General features: G+C 70.0%; 26 protein-coding genes and 1 pseudogene. 11 read left to right on the top strand and 16 right to left on the bottom strand.

The features are described 5' to 3' along the window. Positions 1-52: 52 nt before the first annotated feature. Positions 53-811, bottom strand: a complete 759-nt coding sequence (locus tag AB0G13_RS17815; RefSeq protein WP_357875404.1) for an SDR family oxidoreductase — start codon at positions 809-811, stop codon at positions 53-55. Positions 812-867: 56 nt separating this feature from the next. On the opposite strand from AB0G13_RS17815, the gene AB0G13_RS17810 reads away from it, so the two are divergent. After that, a complete protein-coding gene (locus AB0G13_RS17810) occupies positions 868-1,464 on the top strand; it encodes a helix-turn-helix domain-containing protein (RefSeq protein ID WP_357875402.1) in 597 nt (198 codons plus the stop codon). Between the two features lie 112 nt (positions 1,465-1,576). On the opposite strand, the gene AB0G13_RS17805 is transcribed toward AB0G13_RS17810, so the two are convergent. Continuing rightward, the gene (locus tag AB0G13_RS17805) at positions 1,577-1,774 is read right to left on the bottom strand and encodes a hypothetical protein (protein ID WP_357875400.1); all 198 of its coding nucleotides are present in this window, start codon (positions 1,772-1,774) and stop codon (positions 1,577-1,579) included. Positions 1,775-2,009: 235 nt separating this feature from the next. Between AB0G13_RS17805 and AB0G13_RS17800 the strand changes: the two genes are divergently transcribed. After that, complete coding sequence (locus AB0G13_RS17800; protein ID WP_357875398.1) at positions 2,010-2,516, top strand: hypothetical protein; 507 nt, start codon at positions 2,010-2,012, stop codon at positions 2,514-2,516. A gap of 232 nt (positions 2,517-2,748) precedes the next feature. On the opposite strand, the gene AB0G13_RS17795 is transcribed toward AB0G13_RS17800, so the two are convergent. Then, the gene (locus AB0G13_RS17795) at positions 2,749-3,948 is read right to left on the bottom strand and encodes an FAD-dependent oxidoreductase (RefSeq protein WP_357875396.1); all 1,200 of its coding nucleotides are present in this window, start codon (positions 3,946-3,948) and stop codon (positions 2,749-2,751) included. A gap of 90 nt (positions 3,949-4,038) precedes the next feature. Here AB0G13_RS17795 and AB0G13_RS17790 point away from each other — a divergent pair, with 90 nt between their 5' ends. Further along, on the top strand, positions 4,039-4,707 hold the full coding sequence (locus tag AB0G13_RS17790; RefSeq protein WP_357875394.1) for a TetR/AcrR family transcriptional regulator: 669 nt from the start codon (positions 4,039-4,041) through the stop codon (positions 4,705-4,707). Between the two features lie 173 nt (positions 4,708-4,880). On the opposite strand, the gene AB0G13_RS17785 is transcribed toward AB0G13_RS17790, so the two are convergent. Further along, complete coding sequence (locus tag AB0G13_RS17785) at positions 4,881-6,062, bottom strand: MFS transporter (RefSeq protein ID WP_357875392.1); 1,182 nt, start codon at positions 6,060-6,062, stop codon at positions 4,881-4,883. Between the two features lie 228 nt (positions 6,063-6,290). Here AB0G13_RS17785 and AB0G13_RS17780 point away from each other — a divergent pair, with 228 nt between their 5' ends. Together AB0G13_RS17780 and AB0G13_RS17775 are read left to right on the top strand one after the other, a co-directional pair. Further along, positions 6,291-6,701 (top strand): helix-turn-helix domain-containing protein, encoded by a 411-nt coding sequence (locus AB0G13_RS17780; protein WP_357875390.1) that lies wholly within the window; start codon positions 6,291-6,293, stop codon positions 6,699-6,701. Beyond that, positions 6,622-6,807, top strand: a pseudogene (locus AB0G13_RS17775) (ArsR family transcriptional regulator); the annotation flags it as partial. The gene AB0G13_RS17780 and the pseudogene AB0G13_RS17775, both read left to right, overlap by 80 nt. 870 nt (positions 6,808-7,677) lie before the next feature. Here AB0G13_RS17775 and AB0G13_RS17770 read toward each other — a convergent pair. The 7 genes from AB0G13_RS17770 to AB0G13_RS17740 all read right to left on the bottom strand — a co-directional run bounded on the left by AB0G13_RS17770 (position 7,678) and on the right by AB0G13_RS17740 (position 14,296). After that, the gene (locus AB0G13_RS17770; protein WP_357875388.1) at positions 7,678-8,445 is read right to left on the bottom strand and encodes a GntR family transcriptional regulator; all 768 of its coding nucleotides are present in this window, start codon (positions 8,443-8,445) and stop codon (positions 7,678-7,680) included. Between the two features lie 72 nt (positions 8,446-8,517). Next, positions 8,518-9,225: a deoxyribose-phosphate aldolase gene (gene deoC / locus AB0G13_RS17765; RefSeq protein WP_357875386.1), complete on the bottom strand. Its 708-nt coding sequence runs from the start codon at positions 9,223-9,225 to the stop codon at positions 8,518-8,520. Between the two features lie 43 nt (positions 9,226-9,268). Beyond that, positions 9,269-9,724 (bottom strand): D-ribose pyranase, encoded by a 456-nt coding sequence (gene rbsD / locus AB0G13_RS17760; RefSeq protein ID WP_357875384.1) that lies wholly within the window; start codon positions 9,722-9,724, stop codon positions 9,269-9,271. After that, positions 9,721-11,265: a sugar ABC transporter ATP-binding protein gene (locus AB0G13_RS17755; protein WP_357875382.1), complete on the bottom strand. Its 1,545-nt coding sequence runs from the start codon at positions 11,263-11,265 to the stop codon at positions 9,721-9,723. The genes rbsD and AB0G13_RS17755 overlap by 4 nt, the downstream gene beginning before the upstream one ends. A gap of 4 nt (positions 11,266-11,269) precedes the next feature. After that, positions 11,270-12,289 carry a substrate-binding domain-containing protein gene (locus AB0G13_RS17750; protein ID WP_357875380.1) on the bottom strand — a complete coding sequence of 340 codons (1,020 nt, stop codon included), beginning with the start codon at positions 12,287-12,289 and terminating at the stop codon, positions 11,270-11,272. Between the two features lie 58 nt (positions 12,290-12,347). Beyond that, entirely contained in the window at positions 12,348-13,370 is a 1,023-nt protein-coding gene (locus AB0G13_RS17745; protein WP_357875378.1) for an ABC transporter permease, read from the bottom strand. Between the two features lie 14 nt (positions 13,371-13,384). Further along, complete coding sequence (locus tag AB0G13_RS17740; RefSeq protein ID WP_357875376.1) at positions 13,385-14,296, bottom strand: ribokinase; 912 nt, start codon at positions 14,294-14,296, stop codon at positions 13,385-13,387. A gap of 483 nt (positions 14,297-14,779) precedes the next feature. Between AB0G13_RS17740 and AB0G13_RS17735 the strand changes: the two genes are divergently transcribed. Continuing rightward, positions 14,780-15,157: a hypothetical protein gene (locus tag AB0G13_RS17735; protein WP_357875374.1), complete on the top strand. Its 378-nt coding sequence runs from the start codon at positions 14,780-14,782 to the stop codon at positions 15,155-15,157. Here the strand turns inward: AB0G13_RS17735 and AB0G13_RS17730 are convergent. Next, entirely contained in the window at positions 15,132-15,731 is a 600-nt protein-coding gene (locus tag AB0G13_RS17730; RefSeq protein WP_357875372.1) for a disulfide bond formation protein DsbA, read from the bottom strand. The two genes, AB0G13_RS17735 and AB0G13_RS17730, sit on opposite strands and share 26 nt — an antisense overlap. 129 nt (positions 15,732-15,860) lie before the next feature. After that, positions 15,861-17,288, bottom strand: coding sequence for an MFS transporter (locus AB0G13_RS17725; protein ID WP_357875370.1), 1,428 nt, complete (start codon positions 17,286-17,288; stop codon positions 15,861-15,863). Between the two features lie 174 nt (positions 17,289-17,462). On the opposite strand from AB0G13_RS17725, the gene AB0G13_RS17720 reads away from it, so the two are divergent. The 4 genes from AB0G13_RS17720 to AB0G13_RS17705 all read left to right on the top strand — a co-directional run bounded on the left by AB0G13_RS17720 (position 17,463) and on the right by AB0G13_RS17705 (position 19,121). Then, positions 17,463-17,747 (top strand): metal-sensitive transcriptional regulator, encoded by a 285-nt coding sequence (locus tag AB0G13_RS17720; protein ID WP_357875368.1) that lies wholly within the window; start codon positions 17,463-17,465, stop codon positions 17,745-17,747. A 49-nt stretch (positions 17,748-17,796) separates the two neighbouring features. Next, positions 17,797-18,081, top strand: a complete 285-nt coding sequence (locus AB0G13_RS17715; RefSeq protein ID WP_357875366.1) for a heavy-metal-associated domain-containing protein — start codon at positions 17,797-17,799, stop codon at positions 18,079-18,081. A 231-nt stretch (positions 18,082-18,312) separates the two neighbouring features. Continuing rightward, positions 18,313-18,714 (top strand): winged helix-turn-helix domain-containing protein, encoded by a 402-nt coding sequence (locus tag AB0G13_RS17710; protein ID WP_357875364.1) that lies wholly within the window; start codon positions 18,313-18,315, stop codon positions 18,712-18,714. Next, positions 18,711-19,121: a transposase gene (locus tag AB0G13_RS17705; RefSeq protein WP_357875362.1), complete on the top strand. Its 411-nt coding sequence runs from the start codon at positions 18,711-18,713 to the stop codon at positions 19,119-19,121. Before AB0G13_RS17710 ends, AB0G13_RS17705 begins: the two co-directional genes overlap by 4 nt. A gap of 49 nt (positions 19,122-19,170) precedes the next feature. On the opposite strand, the gene AB0G13_RS17700 is transcribed toward AB0G13_RS17705, so the two are convergent. Next, positions 19,171-19,296: a hypothetical protein gene (locus AB0G13_RS17700; RefSeq protein ID WP_357875360.1), complete on the bottom strand. Its 126-nt coding sequence runs from the start codon at positions 19,294-19,296 to the stop codon at positions 19,171-19,173. Positions 19,297-19,652: 356 nt separating this feature from the next. On the opposite strand from AB0G13_RS17700, the gene AB0G13_RS17695 reads away from it, so the two are divergent. Further along, the gene (locus AB0G13_RS17695; protein ID WP_357875420.1) at positions 19,653-19,940 is read left to right on the top strand and encodes a metal-sensitive transcriptional regulator; all 288 of its coding nucleotides are present in this window, start codon (positions 19,653-19,655) and stop codon (positions 19,938-19,940) included. A gap of 50 nt (positions 19,941-19,990) precedes the next feature. On the opposite strand, the gene AB0G13_RS17690 is transcribed toward AB0G13_RS17695, so the two are convergent. Continuing rightward, positions 19,991-22,255 (bottom strand): heavy metal translocating P-type ATPase, encoded by a 2,265-nt coding sequence (locus AB0G13_RS17690; protein ID WP_357875358.1) that lies wholly within the window; start codon positions 22,253-22,255, stop codon positions 19,991-19,993. A gap of 12 nt (positions 22,256-22,267) precedes the next feature. Further along, positions 22,268-23,230 carry a hypothetical protein gene (locus AB0G13_RS17685; protein WP_357875356.1) on the bottom strand — a complete coding sequence of 321 codons (963 nt, stop codon included), beginning with the start codon at positions 23,228-23,230 and terminating at the stop codon, positions 22,268-22,270.

The following is a 23,230-nucleotide window of genomic DNA, read 5'->3' as shown; positions in this document are numbered from 1 at the left end:
CGTCAGCCAAGCGTCTCGCAAGCCGGGTAGCCAGCGTCTCCGTCGTCGAAGCTCACAGGTGGGTTCCGCCGGTGGCGTCGATGGTCTGGCCCGTGATCCATCTGCCGGCGTCGCTGGCGAGGAAGCGAACCACGTCGGCGATGTCGTGAGCGGTTCCGAGGCGGCCGAAGGCGGACAGTGCCGCGGCCTGCTCACGCGCGCCGGGCGCGTCGATCCAGTCGGCATTGATGTCGGTGTCCACGACGCCGGGCGCGACCGCGTTGACGGTGATGCCACGGGTCGCCAGCTCGGGCGCGATGGCTCGTAGCGCCCCCTCCAAGCCGGTCTTCGAGGCGGTGTAGGCCACGTGGGTGGGCGCGGCGATCCGCGTGTACCCGGTCGAGATCGCGACCACGCGTCCCTGATCGTTGAGATGGTCACCGAGGGCGTGCAAGAGGAAGAGGGGCGCAGTCAGGTTCACGGCCAGCACGCGGGCGTAGGTTCCGGAATCCAGCTGCGAGAGTGTCTGGGCGCCGTTGATTCCGGCGTTGCTGACCAGAACGTCCGTGCCCGAGTGCCCGTGTGCGGCGACGGCGGCCTTCCACTCGTCGGCGACGGTCTGCGCGGCCCGCTCACCCTCGGAGAGGTCCGCTCCGATGATCACGGGAGTGGCGCCGTGTGCGCGGATGCGGTCAGCGGTCGCCTCCGCGGCGCTGCGGTCGTGGCCGTAGTGGATACCGATCAGTGTGGCCCCGTCGTGGGCGAGGCCTTCGGCGACGGCAGCGCCGATGCCGCGCGAGGCGCCGGTGATGAGAGCGGTCGGTCGGGTCACGACTTCCTCCGTAGTGATCGTTACGAAAAGGTTCGTGCGCTACCGTAGCACTCGCTATGGAACCTGTGACGCGTCGCGCGGGACGCCCGCGCTCCTTCGATCCCGATGTTGCGCTGGACACGGCGCTGGCCCAGTTCTGGGAGCACGGATATGAGGGCGCGAGCCTGGCCAGGCTGCAGGAGGCCACGGGGCTGACCGCGCCCGCCCTGTACCGGGCGTTCGGATCGAAGGAGCAGCTGTTCGAACGGGCTGTGAAGCGGTACCAGGACAAACAGGGGTTCGCCCTGAACGATCGACTCCCGTTCCGCCGAGCCGTTGCCGAGTACCTGGCCCGCGCCGCCCGCGAGTTCACCACCGGTCCCGGGCGCGGCTGCATGATCTCGACGGGCATGCTGGCCACGAGCCCGGATGCACACGTCGCGGCCGAGGCCGTCCGCATCGAGCGCGAACGCGCGCTGGACATGATCCGCAACCGCTGCGACGACGCCCTGGAACAGGGGGAGCTACCGGAGGGTACCGACACCGAGAGCCTGGCCCGGGCGCTGGCCGCGGTGATTCAGGGCATGTCCGTCCAAGCGCGCGACGGTGCCGACACCCGGCAACTTCAAGGCCTCGCCGAGGCCGCCCTGGCAGTCATCCCGGGTCGCGGATAGCGGCGGGCTGTGCGCGATCCACGGTTCGCTGTGCGCGGCACCCCGTCGACTCGACCAGGCTCGGTGGCGGCATCGTGGTGATCACCGCTGCCCCCGGTCAGCGCGGGGCGGGTCATTCGCAGCGGTCTTCGGCGCCCCGGCCGTACGGCTCGCAGCAGTCGGGGCGGTGCCGGTAGACCCGGAGGTCTCGGCCGCGCCGGTGGCCGTACTCGGTCGTGATCTCGTACAGGCAGGCCTGCCACACGACGACTTCCCCGCCGCCGGGCACCACCTGTCCGTCACCCGGCCCGCCGCGCAGCAGCACGTCCACCCCTCGACGGTACGTCCTCCGCGAGCCCGCGACGCGGCGTGTGGAGCTCTGCCCCCGAGCGGGTGGTGTTGCGGGCCACGGCCCAGTCTCCCCAACTGAACGCAGCACCCAAGGGATCGCGCGCCGGTAGCTGCGGCGAGGCTCTCCACCTGCACGTGGCGTCCGGCCCAGCGTCAAGCGCGCTGCGACTGCCCGCCGGGTATTCGTTGTCGCGGATCTGGGCCCGAGGCTGCCCGTGTCTCGATGGCTGGCCGATGGGCAGGTGGCCCACCGGGCGGAGCTCGGTGTATTTCTCCACTGGGCCCGCCGCGAGCGGCTGACCACCGTCACGCTCGCAGTTGAGCAACGGGCCGGCCCGCGCGATCCGGTCGACCACGCTCAGCGGTGGCGGCAAGCACGCCGTCTCCTGCACGACGAAACACTGCCAACGGAGGATCGCATCGCCGGCCTGCTTGTCGTTCTCTACGCCCAGCCAGCCACCAACGTCCGGATTCTGCGATTCGACATGATCGACGCCACGCCGACGGGAACTCGGATCACCTTCGGCAGCACGCCCATCGAACTGCCGCCAACCATGGTTGCCTTGATCGCACGATTGACGGCCGACCGCGCTGGCACCAATCGCGCCCACACACCCTGGATCTTCCCCGGCCGGCCGTGGACTCAGCCGATCAGCCCCGGGACCCTGCGCAAGCGCCTCTCGGCGATCGGTGTGCCCGCCCGCGCCGCTGAGCACGAGTAACCGCGGTCTTAGGTCTTCTCCTACTCGTAGTACGAGGTTGCGGTGCTACACGTGGACTGACAGATCATCACCGCAACTACGGCGCGTCTTCATCTGTGTCCAGTTTCCGAGCGGATCGCGGCAGATCCGGATGCCGAATGAGTCCGACACTTGGGGTGGCGGGCGCAACCGGCAGAACGGAATCCGCCCCGTCGCAGCGGATCACGTCTCCGTCCGGCTGCCGGGACATCGGTCAGCGCAGGTGTTCGGGACGTACGCCGATGCCGACGAGCCGGGCGGGGAGGGCTTGAAGCGCCGGGAACCGCTGCAGCAGGCGGATCGGTGCCGGGGCTTCGATGCGGCCGGTGGCGTGCAGCAGCGGGTCGACGACGCGCCGCTGCGCGGCGCGCTGGATGTTCTGCGTAACCACCGTCGGCAAGTGTCGGCGCTTCTGCACTGCGGCGAGGTCCGCTTCGGTGACCGGCTGCCCGGCAGCGAGGTTTGGGCCCAGCATTCGGGCGGTGGCCGCGGCGTCCTGCACCGCCAGGTTGATGCCGACGCCGCCGATCGGGGACATGGCGTGTGCGGCGTCGCCGATGAGCAGCGCGCCGGGCGCGTGCCACCGCTCCAGTCGGTTGACCTTCACCGTGAGCAGTTTGACGTCGTCCCAGGTGGCGAGCTCACCGACCCGGTCGGCGAGGACCGGGTGCCGGCGCGTCACCTGCTCCCGCAGCGCCTCCAGCCCGGCCGCGCGGATCTCGTCGTAGCCGTCCTTGGCGATGACGTACGCGCACTGGTAGTAGTCGCCGCGGTCGATGGTGAGCATCAGCCCGCCGGCGCCGATTCGGATCGCCAGGCCGTCGCCGTCGTCTGCGCGACGCGAGATCCGGAACCACAGCACGTCCATGGGGGCGCCGTAGTCGACCGGCCGCAGGTCGAGCTCGCGGCGTACCACGGAATCGCGGCCGTCGCAGGCGACGGTGAGCGATGCCTCGATCTCCAGTTCGCCCTCCGGGCCTACGGCGCGCACGCCGGTGACGGCGCCGGACGTGTCGCGGAGCAGGCCCGTCACGGTGGTGGAGCGGATCAGCGTGAAGGTGGGGAACTTCGCCGCCTCGGTCGCGAGCATTTCCAGGAAGTCCCACTGGGGAACGAAGTACAGGTAGTTGTGTGGCGCCGGCAGGCGCGTGAAGTCGGCGACGGTGTAGGTGCCGTCGTCGAAGGTGGCGCGCAACGCGCCGGCCTTGCGCCCGGGTAGCGCCGCCATCCGATCGCCGAGCCCGATCTCGTCGAGCATGTTCAGGGTGGAGTGGTGCACCGTGTCGCCGCGGAAGTCCCGGAGGAAGTCGGCGTGCTTCTCCAGCACGGTGACCTCCACTCCCTGCCGGGCGAGCAGCAGCCCCAGGACGAGTCCCGCGGGCCCGCCGCCGACGACGCAGACAGTGGTCTTCATGATTCCTCCAATCGCAACCTGTGTTGCTTTTTGAGTCTGCCATGATGAGGGGAGGTAACGCAACAGCCGGTGCGTTAAAGGAGGTGTCCGATGTCTGCAGGCCAGCGACCGGGCGGGCGCAGCGCCCGTGTCCGGGCCGCGGTCCTCACAGCCGCCCGTGGTCTCCTCGTCGACGGGTACGCCGAGTTGACCGTCGAACGGATCGCCCAGGTGGCCGGCGTCAACAAGACGTCGGTGTACCGCCGGTGGACCGACCTGGAAGGCGTCCTCGGCGACCTGCTCAGCGAGTACGCCAGTGAGGTCGTACCGATCCCCGACACTGGCGAGCTCGACACGGACCTCGAAGAACTGGCGTTGCTGATCCGGCGCGGCATGACTGGCGAGCCTGGCGAGCTGATCACGGCCCTGGCCGCGGCCGCGCCCCGCAACCCGCGCGCCGCGCAGATCGTCCGCGGCTTCTTCGCCGAACGGTTCGGCCTGGCCGAGGCCGTCGTCAACCACGCCGTCGCCCGCGGCGAACTGCCTCAAGGCACCGATGCCCGGGCCGCGATCGAGCTCCTGGGCGCACCCTTCTTCCTGCGGCTGCTCGTCGTCAACGAACCCATCGACGAGGAGTTCGCGCAACGTATTGCCGCTGCGGCCGCCGCAGCCCTGCGCTCCGGCGTCTTCAATCCGGCGCGAGGGCCCCGTCCCGCCATGGGCACCAGTGCAGCGCCTCCCGCCAGCCGTCCCGGCCGGCAGTCCGACCCCAGTCGGTGACGTGAAAAAGCCCGTCGCTCCGGGCATCCATGCCGCCGGACGTACCCATTCCGCGCGAGCCCTTATCTACCGAACCCACCGCCAAAGATCCACGAGACATGCCTAAACGGGCACGGAAACGACTGCAAGGCCGGCCAAGCGTGCTCAGCGCTATGCGCTCGCGTCATGGAGGGTCAGCGGGACGTAGCCGATACGGACGCACTTGGTTGTTGTGCTCTCGGCAGGGCGGCGAAACGTCGGGTCGACATGGCGACGAGAAGTCCGAGTGCGGCGTAGGCCGCGCCGAGCAGGCTGGCGGCCGACCATCCCATGGCGCTGTAGGCCCAGGTGGTGGTGATCGCACCGAGCGCGGAGCCGAGAGAGTAGAAGGCCATGTAGGCGCCGATGACGCTGCTGCCCTGGTCGGGACGGGCGGTGGTGAGCAGGTGCTGGCTACTGACGTGGACGGCTTGCACTGCGAAGTCCAGGACGATGACGCCGACGATCAACAGCCACAGCGATGACCCCGCTTGAGCGATCAGCAGCCACGAGGCTGTGAGCAGGGCCAGCGACCAGCCGGTGACCGAGGGCGCCAGGCCCTGGTCGGCCCATCGGCCGGCCCGGGCCGCGCCCAGCGCCCCGGTGAGACCGGCCAGTCCGAACAGTCCGATCTCGGTAGTGCCGAAGTGCCACGGTGCGTCACCGAGCGGGAGCGCCAGTCCGCTCCACAGCGTGCCGAAGGAGGCGAACAAGAAGAACGCGACCAGTCCGCGACTGAGGAAGAGCCGGTCGCCGACGACCAGACGACCCAGCGATGACAGCAACTGCCCGTACCGGGCTCGGGGGCGGCGGATGTCGACCTCGAGGGTGAGTCGGGTGGCGAGGGCCAGCATCGCGCACAGTCCGGCGAGTACGAGGTAAACCGTGCGCCAGTCAGTCAGCTCGCCCAGCGTGCCCGCGACCACCCGTACCCCGAGGATTCCGATGACCACGCCCGAGGTGACCGCTCCGATGTTGCGGCCGCGCTCGCCGGTCGGTGAGACGACAGCGACGTAGGCCACCGTGATCTGGACAACCACGGCGAACAGTCCGGCCAGAGCCAGGCCCGCGATCGCGATGCCACCGCTGGGTGCGGCGGCGGCCACCCCCGCACCTACCGCTGTGAGCAGCAAGAGCACCGTGATGAGTCTGCGGCGATCGAACAGGTCACCCAGTGGAACCAACATCACCAGCCCCGCGAGATAGCCGATCTGGCCGGCGGCGACCAGCCATCCCAGGACGCCTTCCCCCAGGCCGAGATCCTCGCCCGCGGCCCCGAGGACCGGCTGGATGCCGTAGATGGTCGACACCGCCACCGCGCACACCAGCGCGAGCACGGCCCGCTGCCTCCCGGTCAATCCTGACGACATGTCACCCTCCAGCCAGTTGCATAATGCAACTGATGAGGCTAGGGCATACTGGTTTCAGAACGCAACTCATCACGAAGAGGGCCAGTGGACGTGAAACTCGCTGCGAGAACGGCTTGGACTGACCCTGCCTGCCCGGTCGCACGGACCGTCGACCTGATAGGTGACCGGTGGAGCCTGCTGATCATCCGCGACGCGATGGACGGGGTGACGACCTTTACTGAGTTCCATCAGCGGCTGGGGATCGCCCGCAACATCCTCACCGACCGGCTCCGCAAACTCGTCGAGCACGGCATCCTTGACAAAAGCGCCACCGACGGCAGACGACACACATACCGGCTCACCGAAGCTGGGCAGGACCTCTTCACGGCCGTCGTCGCCCTCCGCCAGTGGGGCGAGCGCCACGCCTTCGCCCCAGGCGAGCCGCACTCCAATCTCGTCGACGGCCAAGGGCGGGAGCTTCCCGAACTCCACCCGCTCGACCAGGACGGCGCGCCGCTTTCCGCCGAGGCGTCGCACGTTCGAAAAATCCGCGCCGCTCGGTCTCTCCCAGCCCACCGTGAGGCACCACCTTCGGATCCTCACCGAGGCCAGCCTGCTCGAGCGTGAGAAGCGGGGCGTCTGGGCGTACTACCGCCTGGTGCCGTCCGCGATCGCCGCGATCGCCGACCTGTTGACGCCACCCCGCAAGCGGGCGACGAAGAAGACCCGCTGACTGGCACCGTCGAAGGCCGGTACCATGCCGGCTGACCCGACACCGACCCCGGGCGCCTTCATCGGTTGGCCGCCATCGATGCCCGTGCCCCTTTCCCAGGCGGCCGTGGCGCAAGACATCGCCCGGAACTGCGCCGGCGAGTGCTCTTCGACCTGGAGGATCCGGCAGCCGCGTCGGGGGAGTGGTGGATGCTCATGGCGCCGGACGGTGCGCTCTTGCCCGTGGATGTCCGTGAGTACGACGACGGCGTCGGCCTGGCCCAGGCTGACGTTCGGCGTCGGTGTAACCGTCGACATGCGGGGCGAAGTCCGTGACGTCGACCCAACGGTCGGCGTGGTCGAGGTAGACGACATGTCCCTGCGAGGCGATCGCGGTACTCGGTGCCGAATAGCGGTTGAGCACTCCGCGCGCGGCCTCGTAGCGCACGCGGCTGCCCCGCACGACGGGATACTCGCCGGCTCAGCCGAGCGCGGCGACGTACATGCCCCGGGCGGAGTAGTTGTTGATCCAGTCGTGGAGGACGACGTGGTCGCCACCGGCCTCGCGGACGTCCGGCCCACCGAGGGCGTGATCGTGTCGGCGTACACGGTCGGGGTGACCGTCATCGTGCCGACCAGGGTGTCGTCGAGGTCCAACACGACTGCGGCCGTGCCGACGCGGGGCGGCCGGGTCACTTACGGTTCCGGCGGCGCGGCTCACCGGCCGCCTCCCAGCCGTCCGTGGACCCGGATGGCCGCCTCGACCCTGTCCCGCCCGACCTCATCGCGGTCACCGCTACCCATGCGCATGCGCACCACGACGCCCGCATACGCAGCCGGCCGAGCACCAAATCCCGCCCTCGTGGCCGGGTCGTTCGCGGCGAGGTGTCTGTCAGCGACGGGAGAGCAGGGAGGTGACCCGCATCCGTTCGCTGTGGATCCACACGTCGGAGTACTCGATCGGCCGGCCGTCGTTGAGGTAGGTGATCTGCTCCAGGTACAGCAGCGGGAACTGCTCCGGCACCTCCAGCGCCGCCGCGATCCGTCCGGTGGCGGCAGTCGCGCTGAAGGTGCGCCGACCAGTGCTGATCTTCAGACCGTACTCGTTCTCCAGCAGGCCGAACAGGGAGCGGTCGGCCAGGTCGACGAGGTCCAGGCCGGGAGCCAGGTCGACGCGTACGTAGTTGACCAGCCAGGCCACCGGGCCGGTGGAGGTGGCCCGGAGCCGCTCCAGGCGGAGTACCGACTGGCCGGGGCGCAGGTCGAGTAGGGCCGCCACCGGCGACGGCGCGGCCATGACCTGGTGGGTGACCACCTGGGTGGTCATCGAGACCCCCTGCCGGGCGAAGTCCTCGGACAGGGTGGTCAGCTTCTGCGCGATCGAGGGCTCGATGGCGGTGGAGGTGACGAAGGTGCCACGCCCCCGCACCTGCACCAGCAGGCCGTCCCGGATCAGAGTGGACAGGGCCCGTCGCAGGGTGCCCCGGGAGATGCCAAGTTCGGTCGCCAGTTCGGGTTCGCTGCGCAGCCGGTAGTGCGGTGGCCACTCGGCGGACAGGATCCGGGCCCGGATCTGTTCCGACACCTGCGCGTGCAGGGGCACCGGGGCGTCACGATCGAGGTGCTCGGACGCGCCGGACGGGTGCAACTGGTCGGACATGTCACCTTCCATGGGGCTCCGGCGCCCCTCGACCGGCCGCACCTGCCGCCGTGGTCGAGGGGCGCCGGACCGTCAGTAGCTCGTGGTCTCTTCGCTGGTCGTGTCGGTGACGATAGCGACCCCGGCGCTGGTGCCGAGCAGCACCGCCCCGGCCCGCAGCAGGGACACGGCCTGATCGAAGGACTTGATCGAGCCGGAGGCCTTGACCTTCACGCCCTCCGGCGCGCGGGCCACCAGGTAGGCGACACTGTCCGGGTTCGCCACCTCGATCGCGCCGCTGCTGGCGTTCTTGAGGATAGCCGCACCGGCCTCGATGGACAGTTCGACGGCCGCCTCCCGCTCGTCCGGAGTGAGCAGCGGCAGTTCGAGCATCACCTTGATCGGTACACCGGACGCCCGCACCACACCGGCGATGTCCTCGCGGAACGCGTCGTACCGCCCGCTCTTGAGCCAGCCGAGCTGTACGCCGATGTCGATCTGGGTCGCCCCGGCCCGAACCAGGCTCTCGGCCTCGGCGGCCTTGCCGGCGCTCGTGGTCACCCCGACGGTGGGGAAGTCCAGCGCCGAGGCGACCTCGACGCCGGTGCCGCGCAGGACCTCGGCGACCTCCGGAACCCAGGAGCCCGGCACCATCGCCGCGTTGAAACCGTACCGGACGGCCTCTTCGGCGTGGGCCACGATCCGGTCCCGGGTCACGCCGGCTTCAATCAGGGTGTGCTGGATGTAGGGGGCAAGCGCCGCAGGGGTGACGTCGGCGTCGGTCAGGGTGGCAGTGCTCACGTTCTTCTCCAATTTCGGGTACGTCGTGGGGGCGGTGATACCGCTACATCCGGTCCTGGTAGTAGTCGGGCACGATCACTCCGGGCTCGTCGAACCAGCGCGGGACGTCCACGCCGCAGATCAGCCCGACGTTGCCCCACGGGTTGAACGCCCCGGTCCGGACGATCGCCTTGGCCTGGTGGGCCAGCTCGTTGAGCATCTCGGTGTGCTGCCGGGTGGTCGTCGGTACGCCGGGGAAGCGCTTCCCGAGCCACTCCGCGAGGGGCTTGTTGTGGGTGGTGACGTCCTCGGCGACCACGACGCCCTCGACGATGATCTCGTCGGCGACGAGGTCGAGCACCGTGGTGAGCTTCGGCAGGTCCTCGGTGACGGCCAGGTCGACACGGTGGGCGGTGCGCGGGATCGGAAAACCGGCGTCGACCACGAGCAGCAGATCGGTGTGGCCCAGGGTGGCCAGCACCCCGGACAGTTCGGCGTTGAGCACGCCCCTGCGTTTCATGCCTTCTCCTTCATCGTGTGTGCGCCGGTGGCCAGGGCCATCACCGACTCCTCGGTGGCCTCCGCCGCGGGAATGACACCGACCAAAGCACCGGCGGCCATGACGGCGATCCGGTCGCTGACGGTCAGCAGCTCGGGCAGGTCCGACGAGGAGACGACGAGCGCCACCCCCTCGTCGGCCAGGTTGCGGAACAGCCGGTAGATCTCCGCCTTGGCGCCGACGTCGACGCCTCGGGTGGGCTCGTCCAGCAGCATCAGCCGGGGCTCGATGGACAGCCACCGGGCCAGCAGCGCCTTCTGCTGGTTGCCGCCGGAGAGCTGCGTGATGCCCTGGGCGGTCGTCGACGTCTTCACCCGCAGTTCCTGGGCGCGGATGTCCGCGTCACGACGCAGGGCCCGTCGCCGCAGCAGTCCGAACCGCTGGCGACGGCCCAGGGTCAGGATGTTGACGTTGTCGGCGACGCTCATCGTCGGCAGAATCCCCTGCTGCCGACGTTCGCCCGGCAGGTAAGCCACCCGGGCGGCGATGGCGTCTCGCGGTGACCTCGCCGTGAACGCCTCCCCGTCCAGTGCCAGCTCGCCGCCGATTACCGGGTCGGCGCCGAAGATGCCGCGCAACAGCTCGATCCGGCCGCTGTCCGGCAGGCCGGCCACGCCGACCACCTCACCCGGGGCGACGTCCAGGTCGACGCCGGTGAAACCGGAGCCGGAGACGCCGCGCAGCCGTAGGCGCGGGGTGGCCGTGGCGGCGGGCGCGGGACTGTCGTGCCGGCTGAACTCGGCGGCGAGTTCCCGGCCCACCATCGCCGCGACCACCTGGTCGGGGGTGACCTCCGCGGTGGGCCAGTGCCCGACGTGCCGACCGTCGCGCAGCACGTGGATGTGCTGGGAGAGGGCGAACACCTCGGGCATCCGGTGCGAGACGTAGAGCATGGTCACCCCGTCGGCCCGCAGCGACCGGATCACCTCGAACAGTCGCTCCGACTCCGCGGGGGAGAGAATCGAGGTCGGCTCGTCGAGGATCACCATTCGTGCCTCGCGCGCCAGGGACCGGGCGATGACCACCAACTGCTGGGAGGCCGCGTCCAGTTGGCGGATGCTGCGCCGGGGGTCGACCCGCAGGCCGAGCCGGTCCAGCAGTTCCGCCGCCCGCTCGTCCATCCGGCGGCGATGCGGGAAGGAATGGGATCCCGGTTCGACGCCGAGCATGATGTTCTCGGCGACGGTTCGGTCCTGGGCGAGAGCGAGCTCCTGGGGCACCAGGGCGACCCGGTGCCGGCTGAGCAGCGTGGCCGGGTCGTACCGGCGGACCTCCTCGCCGTCCACGTGCACCGTGCCGGTGGTGGGGGTGTCCAGCCCGGCCAGGATCTTCATGAGTGTCGACTTGCCGGCACCGTTCTCACCCATCACGGCGGTAAGGCTGCCGGCGGGGACGCTGAGGTTCACGCCCTGCAGGGCGCGGACGGCTCCGAAGTGCTTCGACAGATCCGTCACTTCGACGGCGGCCGTCGTCGGGGCGGCGATCGTGGCCGGGCTGGTCATCGGCTCAGCCCTCCACCGGCACGGTGGCCACGGTGTCGCGGGTGACCACGAGCGCGCCCGTGTCCACGTCCTTGATCTCGGTGCCGTTCTTCAGGAAGTCGGCGAGCAGCTTGACCGCCTGGTAGCCCTGCTCGGCCGGGCCCTGGCTGATGGTCAGGTCGACGACGCCGCCCTTGAGGTACTCGACGGTCTGCGGCTGCACGTCGAAACCGACCGCGTGGATCTTGCCTGCCTTGCCGGACTGCTGGAGCCACTTGGCGCCGGCGGTGAAGCTGCAGCAGTCGAGGGAGACGAGGGCGATCGCGTCGCTCTGCGCCGCCATCGTGGACTCGATGGTGTTGTAGGCCGCGCTGGGCTCGTTGCCGGTGTTCACCGGACCGACGATCTGTACGCCGGAGTCCTTCAGCCCCTCCTGGAAGCCCGAGAAGCGGTCGTTGGACCAGCCGGCTCCGGAGTCGACGGAGACCACGACGACCTTTCCGGTCTTGCCCTTGAGCACGCCGAGCAGCTCCTTGGCCATGGACCGGCCGGAGGCCACGAGGTCCTGGCCGACGAAGCCCATCTGCTTGGACTCGGGGTTGTTGGTGTTGAACGAGATGATTGGAATGCCGGCGTCGTACGCCTGGGCGATGATTGGCTTGAGGGCGTCGTTGCTGGCCGAGGAGACGGCTAGGCCGTGGATCTGCTTCTGGTTGATAAGGGTCTGCAGCTCGCTGACCTGGTCGGCGGGGTTGCCGCCCGACGGCCCGATCATCTGCGCGTCGACGCCAAGTTCCTTGGCGCCGCGCTCCATGCCCTGCCGGATCGGGACGGCGAAGGCCAGCGACGGGTCGTGGTAGCTCAGCTTGATCCTGAGCGGCTCGCCCTTCTCGACGGCTTCCTTGATGTAGTCGGCGAGCTTGAAGCCGCCGCTCTCGGCGGAGGTGGTGCTGGCCGGGGTGATTGCGCCACAGGCGGCGTTCGCCACCAGCGCCAGGCCGAGGGTCGCGGCGACCGCGATCCGACGCCCGAGGGAGAGCTTCATCAGGGTGACTCCTTGCGGGTGTGGGGGACGGGGGAGTGCGGGGTGGGTGGCGTGGAGGTCACCGACGCCCGGAGCGTCTGCGCAGCCAGGTGTCGGCGGCCACGGCGAGGATGATCACCGTGCCGGTCGCCACCGTCTGCCAGAAGGAGGAGATGCCGCGCAGGTTGAGGATGTTCTGCAGGACGCCGATGAACGCGACGCCGATGACGGTGCCGAGCATGGTGCCGGAGCCGCCGAACAGGGCCGCGCCACCGATGATCACCGCCGAGATGGCGGTGAGTTCCATCCCGGCGCCGGTGACGCCCTGCACGTAGGAGAGGAAGGACAGGCCGAGCACGCCGGCCAGACCGGCGAGGGTGCCGGAGAGCATGAAGGCGGTGACCCGCACCCGGCCGGTGTTGATGCCGCACAGCCGCGCGGCCTCGGCGCTGCCACCGACCGCGTAGGTGTTGAAGCCGTAGCGGGACCGGGCGAGGAGGATCGTGCCGAGGACGGCGACGAGGGCGAAGATGACGAGCTGCATCGGCAGGACGCCGAAGAGCTTGCCCTGACCGAGCAGGTTGAACTCGGCGACCTCGGGGTCGTTGGCGGACAGGGAGATCGGCGACCCGCCGCTGAGCAGCAGCGTCACTCCCCGGAAGACACTGAGGGTGCCGAGGGTGACGATGAAGGACGGGATGCCGAAGCCCACGGTCAGGAGGCCGTTGAGCAAGCCGGCGACCGTGCCGGCGGCGATCCCGGCGAGGGCGGCCAGCGGCCAGGCGACGTCCGAGGTCATGAGCAGGCCGCAGACCACGGCACCGAGGCCGTAGATGGAGCCGACGGACAGATCGATCTCGGCGTTGATGATGACGAAGGTGACGCCGATCGCCATGATGCCGATCTGCGCGATCTGCTGGCCGACGGTGAGGAAGTTGCTGGTTCCTACGAAGCCCGGAGCGATCAGGGTGCCCAGCGCGAAGAGCACGACCAGGGCGAGGAAGGTGCTGGACTCCCGAGCGTGCAGGAATCGTTGGACGGGCGAGGGGTTACGGGAAGCGGCGACCGCCGTCTTCGCGGGAGGCGCCGCCTGAGCGGTCATCTGGGCCATCTCTCTCATCTCCTCAACAGGGCCGCGACGTCGTCCGGGCGGGGCAGGGCGGGTATGACCTCGGCGATGCCGACGGTGTGGGCGCCGGCCGCAGCGGCGAACCGGACCGCCTCGGTGAGGTCGTCGCCCCGGACCAGGGCGACAGCGAGCGCACCGGTGAAGGCATCGCCTGCGCCGGTGGTGTCGACCACGCGGGGCACGGTGACCGGCGCGACCCAGGACCGCTGCCCGTCGGAGTCCACCAGGGCGCCCTCGGCGCCGAGGGTGAGCACGACGGTCCCGGCATAGCGGGTCCGGAGCAGCTCCACCAGCTCGTCGCCGCTGGCCGTGCCGTCCGGGTCGCGGCCGGTGAGCACCCGCGCTTCGCTGGCGTTGGGGGTGAGCACGTCGATCCACTCCCACGCCTCGTCGGGCAGGGCCACGGCCGGGGCGGGATTGAGTAGGGTGCGGACCCCGCGTTCGTGCGCGGTACGCAGGGCCGCGACCGCGACCGGCAGGGGAATCTCCAGGCTGACCACGACCAAGTCCGCCGCGGCGATCCGGTCGGCGAACCCGTCGACGTCGGCGAGGGTCAGCTCGTCCAGGGCTCCGGGCGCGATCGCGATCCGGTTCTCGCCCTCGTCGTCGACGAGGATGATGCCGACCATGGTGGCGGCGTCGGCGGTGCGGACACCGCTCGCGTCGATTCCTTCCTCGGCCCAGAGTTGGCGCGCGGCGGCGCCGAACTGGTCCGGCCCGACGGCGGTCAGGAAGCTGACCTCCGCACCCAGGCGGGCCGCGGCCACCGCCTGGTTAGAGCCCTTGCCCCCATGCCCCGAGGCGAACGTGCCGCCTGAGAGGGTTTCACCCGCCACGGGCACCCGGGGCACCTGCATGGTGAGCCCAGCGCCGTAGCTGCCGACCACTGCAATCTTCATCCTGGCCTCTTGTTCATGGACAACCATGTACAACTTGGCGGGGACCATACGGGCGGCGCGACGAGAGTGTCAATAGCGTCGGGGGCGTTTTGCCGAAACAATCCGGAAATGAGTCGCAGACGAACGACACCAAGGCCGCCACCAGACCAACGGGCACGGCGCCGGCGCGGTGACCTGCCGGCAGCGGCGGCCGCGGTGCGCCTCGGCGCACCCCCGGGCCTCGGCGCGGAGACCGCTGAGCTGGGTAAAGCGCCCCCTGCGGGCGCACTTCCGGGATTTGTCCGTCGCCGCGTGCGCCGATGCGGTGGATGTCTCCCGGGTCAACGCCCGGCGCTACCTGGACACTCCGCCGAGGCCCGACGGGCGGAGGCCAGCCTTCGGTACGGCGGCGCCGGCCGCCGGGAGCGTCGCTACGGAATCTCCCGACGGCCGGCGGCCCGGCGCTGCACCAGCTTCCCGGGCGGGCCAGGGAAGCTGGCGCCCGTGTCGCGAAAGCTGCCGCCCGCACCCGAAGGTGAGGGGGTGGAAGGCGCTGGAGTCCAGTCCGTCGAACTGCAGCAGGTGATTGAGTTCGTCGTCGAAGAACCCGCCCAGCGGGGCGGCGGACAGCCCCGTGGCCGTCGCGGCGAGCAGCAGGTTCGCATTGAGGGGGTCAGGGGTTCGGCAGCGGGCCTTGAACTCCTGGTGGAAGTTTGTCGGCTCGACCGGCGTCCCGAACCGGGTGGTGAAGACCAGGCCGGTGCCCTGCCAGACCGGCCCGGCGTGGTCGCGGTGCCGCTGCTGATCTTCGCGGCGGGAGCGGAGGGCGGTCGCGCAAATGGCCGGCAGGGGCAGCTCAGAACGGGTTGCGGGCCCGTTTGAGTTCGCTGAACTGCGGTACTGACGACAGCAGCCGCAGCGCCTGCAGTAGCTTGTCGGCCTCAGTCCCTTCGGGTGCCGGCGACACCACCGGGCCGAAGAAGCCCGGCCCGTCGTCCAGGACCGTTACCGGACTTCCGGCCTCGTCACCGACCTGGGCCTGTGCCTCGTCGTGGCCGGCACGCACCACCGCATCTAGCGAGGCGTCCTGAGCTGCGCCGATCAGATCCGCCGGCAGATGCGCCGCGGTGATCGCCGCGGCCAGGGTCTCGGGGTCGGGATTGGCGTTGTCCGTGTGCAGTCGCTGGCCGAGTGCGGTGTACAGCCGGTCGACGGCGTCCTGCCCGTACTTCTGGTCGGCGGCGGCGAGGACCCGGTGGGGGCTGCGGCCGAACTCGCGCATTGGGCGGGAGTGGTGGGGGATGTCCCTGCCCTCGTTGAGGATGGCGAGGCTGAGGAATCTCCAGGTGATCGGTTCGCCGGTGCGGCTGGCCGCTTCCTTGATCCAGCGCGAGGTGCGCCAGGTGAAGGGGCACGTCGGGTCGAAGTGGAAGGTTATGGATGACATGTCGATCATCTCGCTCGTCCGGTCGGCGGCTGGTGTGCCGGTAACAATTCGGTGGTGCCCGGTGGTGGCGGCTGTCCGGTCCCGCGCTGAGCCGTGAGGTGACGGCTCAACGCGGGCTGGCGGGACAGCAGCCGCGGCTCATCGCGATGCTGGTGTGGTGTCCATCTGCGGGGCCGTTGTGGCGGTGTCGCGGCCGGTGAGTGTGATCGCGGCGAGGACCGCGGCCACGCCGGCGATGCCGGCGGCGCCGAGCAGCGCGGCGGAGTACCCGTCGGTGAGGGCGGCCGGGTTACCGAGTTCGTCGGCGCCGTGGGCGGCGGCGAGCGCGGTCATGGCGGCCAAGCCGAGGGCGGAGCCGACCTGGTAGCTGGTGTTGACGATCCCGGACGCCAGGCCGCCTTCCTCCGGTCGGGCGCTGGACAGGGCGGTGCCCAGCGAGGGGATGAACGCCAGGGCCATGCCGAGGGCGGCGACCAGCGAGGCGGGCAGCACGTCGACCAGGTAGCTGCCGGTCGGGCGGATCAGCGCGAGCCAACCCAGACCGGCCGCGAGGACCGCAAGGCCGGTGACCAGGGTGGTTTTAGGGCCGGATCGGGCGATGACGCGGGGCGCGGCGACGATCATGCCGATCATGATGAGGACGGTCATCGGCAGCAGCGCGGCGCCGCTGGGGAAGGCGCTGTAGCCGAGGACCTGCTGCAGGTAGAGGTTGAGGTAGAACCACATCGGGATCCACGCCGCGCCGAGCAGCAACTGCGCGACGTTGGCGGCGGACAGGTTGCGGTTGGCGAGGATGGACAGCCGCATCAGCGGCTCGCGCCGCTTGGCCTGAATGGTCAGGAATGCAGCGAGCAGAATCGCGGCGCCGGCAAGGGTGGCCCACGTCTGGGCGGAGGTCCAGCCGACCTCCGGGGCACGGACGATGCCGTAGACGGCGGCGCCGAGCCCGGCGGTGACAGTGAGCGCGCCGGCGACATCGAGGCTGCCGTGCCGGTTGCCGCCGGCGGGCATGAGCGTCGGGGTAGCGATCAGGGCGAGCAGCGCGATGGGGATGTTGAGGTAGAACACCCACGGCCAGCTCGCGTATTCGGTGATGACGCCGCCGAGGAACACGCCGGCGGTGCCGCCGGCCGGGGCGGCCGCGCCGTACAGGGCGAGAGCCTTGGTGAGTTCAGCGGGCTTGCCGCCGAACAACATCATCAACAGTGTCAACGCGGACGGGGCGATCAGCGCTGCACCGGCGCCCTGTACAGCGCGGGCGGCGAGTTCGACTTCGACGGTGCCGGCGAGGCCAGCGGCGGCCGAGCCGGCCAGCAGGATCACCCATCCGGTGGCGAAGATGCGGCGGGCCCCGAAAAGGTCGGAGAGCCGACCGCCGAGCAGCAGCAGCCCGCCGAAGGCGACGACGTAGGCGTTGAACACCCAAGACAGGTTGCCGGGTGAGAAGCCCAGGTCCTCGCGCATCCGGGGTAGGGCGACGCCGATGATCGAAGTGTCCATGATGACGATGAACTGTGCGAGGGCGATGAGCCCGAGGGCCCACCAGCGTACGGAACTGCGGGACATGACCGAACCTCCTTGTACCCCTGGGGGGTATCTGTGTCGGTCGCCATTCTTACCCCCGGGGGGTATCTGCCGTCAAGGGGGGTTCCGCTTTGGCATCCACGTCACACCGGCGCGGCAGCCACTTCCGAAAATACCGTAGGGGGGTAGGGTAGTCGCCGGTGATGGGAGCAGCTCATGACACACGGCTACATCAAAGACAGGGACGACTACCTCAAGCGGCTGCGCCGGGTAGAAGGCCAGATCCGCGGACTGCAGCGCATGGTCGACGACGACGTGTACTGCATCGACATCCTCACGCAGGTCTCCGCGGCCACCAAAGCCCTGGAGACGGTGGCGCTGGGACTGCTCAACGACCACCTGGCGCACTGCGTGGTCGACGCGGCGCGTGGCGGCGGCCCGGACGCCGAGGTGAAGCTGAAGGAAGCCTCCGACGCGATCGCCCGCCTCGTGCGGTCCTGAAGCCGCTCGCCGTCACCGACGTTCACCCCACCAGCGAAGGGATACTGCGATGTGCGGTACAGATGACGCTTGCACCTGCTCGACTCAGGCGTCGACCACGACGACGGCTGCGGCCACCGGGCCAGGGAACTCCCAGCAGGTGTTTCAGGTATCCGGGATGACGTGTGGCGGCTGCGCATCACAGGTCAGCAAGCAACTCGCCGAGGTACCCGGCGTCAGTGACGTCAGCGTTGACGCCGCCACCGGCGCGGTCACGATCACCAGCAGCGCGCCAGTCGACGCCGACGCAGTCTCCGCGGCCGTCTCCGCGGTGGGCTACCAGCTAGTTCACTGACGTTTCCCGCGGCCACCGGCCCGGCGTGAGAATGCCTTCACAGGCTTCTCACGTCGGGCCGGATGTGGTTGCGGCGTAGCTCTCAGCAGCTACAGATCTTGAAAGGCCAGGTTCGTCCCCTGTGGGCCGGCATGTCGGCGTGACCTTCGCGGGTCGGCGCGGTAGGCCGGGGGTGTGAGGTATCCCGACGGAGGTGGACTGTCCGACCGGGGGCGGGCGAAGCGTGAGGCGGTGCGGCGGCAAGCGGCCGGGTGGTTCGCGCAGGACGTGCCGGTTGCCGAGGTGGCCCGGCGGCTGCGGGTGTCGCAGACCGCGGTGTATGGCTGGCGGAAACGGTGGCGTGCCGAGGGTGAGGCGGGGTTGGCGTCGAAGGGGCCGGGTGGTTCCCGCTGCCGCCTGGACGCCGGCCGGCTGCGGCGCCTGGCCGATGCCCTGGATGAAGGGCCGGCCGCGCACGGGTTCGGCGAGGACCGGCGGTGGACCCTGGCGCGGGTGTCGGATCTGATCGCTCGGATGTTCCGCACCCGGTACACGCTGCGCGGCACCTCGAATCTGCTGCACCGCATCGGCTGGTCGGTGCAGGTCCCGTCGCACCGGCCCGTCGAGCGTGATGAGGAGGCGGTCGCGACGTGACGGCGGGAGGTGTGGCCGGCGGGAAAACGGTAGCGGCGCAGCGCGACGCGTGGATCTGCTTCGAGGACGAGGCCGGTCAGACGCTGCGCCCACCGAAGGCCCGCACCTGGGGCCGACGCGGCGAAACGCCGGTGATCCCGGTTTCGGGTAAGGGGTCCGGCCGGGTCTCGATCGCGGGGCTGGTCTGCGTGAAGCCGGGCCGACGCAGCCGGTTTATCTACCGCACGATCACCCATCGCGGCCGCAGGAACGAACGACGCAGCTTCACCGAGACCGACTACATCGCTCTGCTCGACGCCGCGCACCAGCAGCTCGGCGGTCCGATCGTGCTGGTCTGGGACAACCTCAACACCCACATCAGCGCCGCGATGCGGCAAATGATCAACGGCCGGGACTGCTACACGTGATCCGACTGCCGGCCTGCGCCCCCGACCTCAACCCACCGGACAGGTGTGGTCACACCTCAAACGCAGCATCGGCAACCTCGCCGTTCGCGGCGTCGATCATCTCCAGGCGATCATCAAGAACCGACTCAAGCGCATCCAGTACCGGGCCGACCTGCTCGACAGATTCCTCGCCCACACCGGCCTGACCCTCGAACCCAACTCAACCTAGCCATTCAAGATCTGTAGTCGGGAGCGAGTCGGCCCATGGCCGCGGCCGGGCCTTATAGCTGATGACGGTGATGACCGCAGGCAGCGCCTCCGGGTCAGCGGTGGCGGGGTCGGCATCGACGCCGGTGCGGCCGGCGCGTGCGAACGTCTGCGCCCGGTGTACCCCGCTGGCATCCTCGAGTGTTTCGCCGATCAACAGGCCACAGCTGCCACCGTGACGGTGCCGGTGTAGGTGCCAGTCGCCAACTGCCAGTTGCCTGGCCGCCTGCCGGGCAGCTGAATCGCGCCGATACCCGTATGGGGTACTTTTGGGGCATGGAAGAGATGATGTCGGCCGGGCCGCACGGGTATTCGGCCGGGAAGCAGGCGCTGTTGGCGCGGCTGAAGCGGGTCGAGGGGCAGGTCCGCGGGTTGCAGCGGATGGTGGAGGACGAGACCTACTGCATCGACGTGCTGACCCAGATCTCCGCGGCGACCAAGGCCTTGCAGGCGGTCGCGGTCGGTCTGCTGGAGGATCATCTGCGCCATTGCGTGGTGCAGGCGGCCAAGGAGGGCAACGCCGAGGCCAAGATCAAAGAAGCGACCACGGCGATCGCCCGCCTTGTCAAATAGCGCCGCCCGCCCTCGCGAGATGCGGGACAGGCGGCGCTTGACGAATGCCCTTACTGCTGTGCGGTGATGCTGGTGAAGCGGCGCAGTCGCAAGCTGTTGCCGACTACGAACACCGATGAGAACGCCATCGCCGCTCCGGCGATCATCGGGTTGAGCAGGCCCGTCGCGGCCAGCGGCAGCGCAGCCACGTTGTAGGCGAACGCCCAGAACAGGTTGCTCTTGATGATCCGCAGGGTGCGCCGCGACAGCCGGATCGCGTCCGCCGCGGCCGTCAGGTCGCCGCGCACCAGGGTCAGGTCAGAGGCCTCGATGGCGACGTCGGTGCCGGTGCCCATCGCCAGACCCAGGTCGGCCTGGGCAAGAGCCGCAGCGTCGTTGACGCCGTCGCCGGCCATCGCCACCACCTTGCCCTGATCCTGCAGCCGCTTGACCACGTCGACCTTGTCGGCGGGCAGCACGTCCGCGATCACCTCATCGATCCCGACCTCGGCCGCGACGGCCCGGGCGACGGTGGCGTTGTCGCCGGTGAGCAGCACCGGGGTGAGGCCGAGACCACGCAATGCGGAAATCGCTTCGCGGCTGGTCGGTTTCACCGCGTCGGCTACCGCCAGGACGCCGCGTGCTTGGCCAGCCCAGCCGGCGACCACGGCGGTCTGCCCCGTCCGCTGCGCGGCCGTCACCGCCTGCTCGATCTCGGCGGTGAGCGTGTAGCCGCGTTCGCGCAGCAGCTGCGGGCGACCGACCAGCAGCTCCCGATCGTCCACGGTGCCGATGACACCGAGCCCTTCCAAGTTCCTGAAGGCGGTGACCGGCGGGAGCGGCGCCCGGTCGGCGCCAGCGCGGGCGATCGCCTGGGCGATCGGGTGTTCCGAGGCGGCCTCGACCGCGGCGGTCAGCCGCAGCAGCTCTTCTCGGTCCTGCCCCGGCGTCGGGATCGTGTCGACCAGGGTCATCCGGCCGGTGGTGACAGTGCCGGTCTTGTCCAGCACAATCGTGTCCACGCGGCGGGTGGACTCGAGGACTTCCGGGCCTTTGATGAGGATGCCAAGCTGGGCGCCGCGACCGGTGCCGACCAGCAGCGCGGTCGGGGTGGCCAAGCCGAGCGCGCACGGGCAGGCAATGATCAGTACGGCGACGGCGGCGGTGAACGCCGCCGTCCAGCCGCTGCCGGTGCCGACCCACCAGCCGAGGGTGCCGGCGGCGAGGGCGATGACGATCGGGACGAACACGCCAGAGATCCGGTCGGCCAATCGCTGGGCGGCGGCCTTGCCGGTCTGGGCCTGCTCGACCAGCTTGGCCATCTGCGCCAGCTGGGTGTCCGACCCGACCCGGGTTGCGCGGACGATCAGCCGGCCGCCGGCGTTGACGGTCGCGCCGACCACAGTGTCGCCTGGGCCGACCTCGACGGGTACGGACTCACCGGTCAGCATGCTCGCGTCGACGGCGGAGGTGCCGTCCTCGATCACGCCGTCGGTGGCGACCTTTTCCCCCGGCCGCACCACGAACCGGTCCTCCACCGCGAGCTGCCCGACCGGGATCCGCACCTCGGTGCCGTCGCGCAGCACGGTGACGTCCTTGGCACCCATCTCCAGCAGAGCACGTAGGGCGGCGCCGGCGCGGCGCTTGGACCGGGCCTCGAAGTAGCGGCCGGCCAGGATGAACGTGGTCACGCCGGCCGCGGCCTCGAGGTAGATGTTGCCGGCGCCGTCGGTGCGGCCGATGTCAAAACTGAACGGGTGCGTCATGCCCGGGGTGCCGGCCGTGCCGAGGAACAGTGCCCACAGCGACCAGCCGAACGCCGCGAGGGTGCCCAGCGACACAAGTGTGTCCATGGTTGCAGCGCCGTGCCGCAGGTTGGTCCAGGCTGCCCGGTGGAACGGCAGCCCGCCGTAGACGACGACCGGCGCGGCCAGGGTCAGCGACGCCCACTGCCAGTAGGTGAACTGCCAGGCCGGGACCATGGCCAGGAGAATCACCGGGACGCTGAGCGCGATCGCGGTGAACAGCCGGGTTCGTAGTGGGCGCAGCTCGTCGACGGGCTGGGCCTGCTCCGCCGAGTCGTCGGCGCGCTGCGGGGGTGGAGGCAGAGCGGCGCTGTAGCCCGTCTTCTCCACCGTGGAGATCAACTCTTCGGCGGTGACGCCGTCGTCGTACGCCACGGACGCCTTCTCCGTGGCGTAGTTGACGGTGGCGGTGACGCCGTCCATCCGGTTGAGCTTCTTCTCGATCCGCGACGCGCAGGAGGCACAGGTCATGCCGCCGATCGACAACTCGATCTGGTTCGGGGCCGTTTCCAGCGGCCGCGTGATCGCCATGAGCGCTTCTCCTTACTGGTGGGTGTGGCCGTCTGCGCCGTGCCCGGACGGGCTCGGCGCAGACGAGGTGGCCGGCGTTTCGGCTGCGGGAACCGGGGTGCCGGCGACGGCGGTGAACTCGGCGGTACGCACCTTCCCGCCGTGCTGGAAGTCCAGGTAGAGCCGGTAGCCGCCGGCGGCGGGAACTTCGGTGTGGAAGACCACGTCCGGGCCGGGAGAGGTACGGCCGTCACCGGGTTCGCCGTCGGGGTGCACGTGCAGGTACGCCAGATCGCCGTCGCGCAGTGCGACGAGATGGCCGTAGGCGCCGAGGTAGGGCTGCAGGTTGGTGACCGGTTTGCCGTCCTTGCTCACTGACAGCGTCAGTTTCGAGGAGCCGCCGGGGATGAGGTCACCGGTGAGGGTGACGGTGTACCCGTCGACGGTCGTGGAGCGTTCGGCGGCCGGTAGCGGCCGGGGTCGGTAGTCGCCGGATGCCGGCACGTCGGCGCCGAGGGTGAGACCGTCGGCGTGTCCGGCGGGCTGGAAGTCGGCGAACACCCGATACTGCCCGGCGGCGGGAACGGCGAGCGGGATCGACCAGGTGCCGTCGTTTTCCAGTTGCGGGTGGACGTGCTGGAAACCGGCCAGGTCGCGGCGCACCACGATCAGGTGCAGGTCCTTGTCGTGGTTGGTCGTGTACTTGGTGACGGGGGCGCCGTCGGGTCCGATGATCCGGAACCGGAACGGTTGCGGCGCGCCGGTGGACAATTCGCTGCTGATCGGGGTGAGCCGGTAGCCGTCCTGGGAGATCTGCAGGCCAGCCGGCAGCGCGGCGGCCGGTGCGACGCTCGAGCTGGCGGCATGACCGCCATGGGCGGCAGCCGGGGCAGGCGGGGTCCGGGTGGGGCCGGAAGCGTGACCGAGGCCGAGGGCAGCCGTGTACACGGCCGCCAGCCCGATCCCGAAGCCGCCGAGTTTGACAGCGTTGTTCAT

Source organism: Micromonospora sp. NPDC023633 (genome assembly GCF_040640035.1).
Taxonomy (GTDB): domain Bacteria; phylum Actinomycetota; class Actinomycetes; order Mycobacteriales; family Micromonosporaceae; genus Micromonospora.
This window is presented reverse-complemented; position numbering and strand designations above follow the sequence as displayed.

Coding starts and splice junctions, on each gene's coding strand:
- AB0G13_RS17770 (WP_357875388.1), bottom strand. CDS start 8,445: ATGTCCGACCAGTTGCACCCGTCCGGCGCGTCCGAGCACCTCGATCGT.
- AB0G13_RS17790 (WP_357875394.1), top strand. CDS start 4,039: ATGTCTGCAGGCCAGCGACCGGGCGGGCGCAGCGCCCGTGTCCGGGCC.
- AB0G13_RS17810 (WP_357875402.1), top strand. CDS start 868: ATGGAACCTGTGACGCGTCGCGCGGGACGCCCGCGCTCCTTCGATCCC.
- AB0G13_RS17725 (WP_357875370.1), bottom strand. CDS start 17,288: ATGTCCCGCAGTTCCGTACGCTGGTGGGCCCTCGGGCTCATCGCCCTC.
- AB0G13_RS17780 (WP_357875390.1), top strand. CDS start 6,291: ATGGACGGGGTGACGACCTTTACTGAGTTCCATCAGCGGCTGGGGATC.
- AB0G13_RS17750 (WP_357875380.1), bottom strand. CDS start 12,289: ATGAAGCTCTCCCTCGGGCGTCGGATCGCGGTCGCCGCGACCCTCGGC.
- AB0G13_RS17755 (WP_357875382.1), bottom strand. CDS start 11,265: ATGACCAGCCCGGCCACGATCGCCGCCCCGACGACGGCCGCCGTCGAA.
- rbsD (WP_357875384.1), bottom strand. CDS start 9,724: ATGAAACGCAGGGGCGTGCTCAACGCCGAACTGTCCGGGGTGCTGGCC.
- AB0G13_RS17745 (WP_357875378.1), bottom strand. CDS start 13,370: ATGACCGCTCAGGCGGCGCCTCCCGCGAAGACGGCGGTCGCCGCTTCC.
- AB0G13_RS17695 (WP_357875420.1), top strand. CDS start 19,653: ATGATGTCGGCCGGGCCGCACGGGTATTCGGCCGGGAAGCAGGCGCTG.
- AB0G13_RS17715 (WP_357875366.1), top strand. CDS start 17,797: ATGTGCGGTACAGATGACGCTTGCACCTGCTCGACTCAGGCGTCGACC.
- AB0G13_RS17730 (WP_357875372.1), bottom strand. CDS start 15,731: ATGATCGACATGTCATCCATAACCTTCCACTTCGACCCGACGTGCCCC.
- AB0G13_RS17720 (WP_357875368.1), top strand. CDS start 17,463: ATGACACACGGCTACATCAAAGACAGGGACGACTACCTCAAGCGGCTG.
- AB0G13_RS17685 (WP_357875356.1), bottom strand. CDS start 23,230: ATGAACAACGCTGTCAAACTCGGCGGCTTCGGGATCGGGCTGGCGGCC.
- AB0G13_RS17795 (WP_357875396.1), bottom strand. CDS start 3,948: ATGAAGACCACTGTCTGCGTCGTCGGCGGCGGGCCCGCGGGACTCGTC.
- AB0G13_RS17690 (WP_357875358.1), bottom strand. CDS start 22,255: ATGGCGATCACGCGGCCGCTGGAAACGGCCCCGAACCAGATCGAGTTG.
- AB0G13_RS17740 (WP_357875376.1), bottom strand. CDS start 14,296: ATGAAGATTGCAGTGGTCGGCAGCTACGGCGCTGGGCTCACCATGCAG.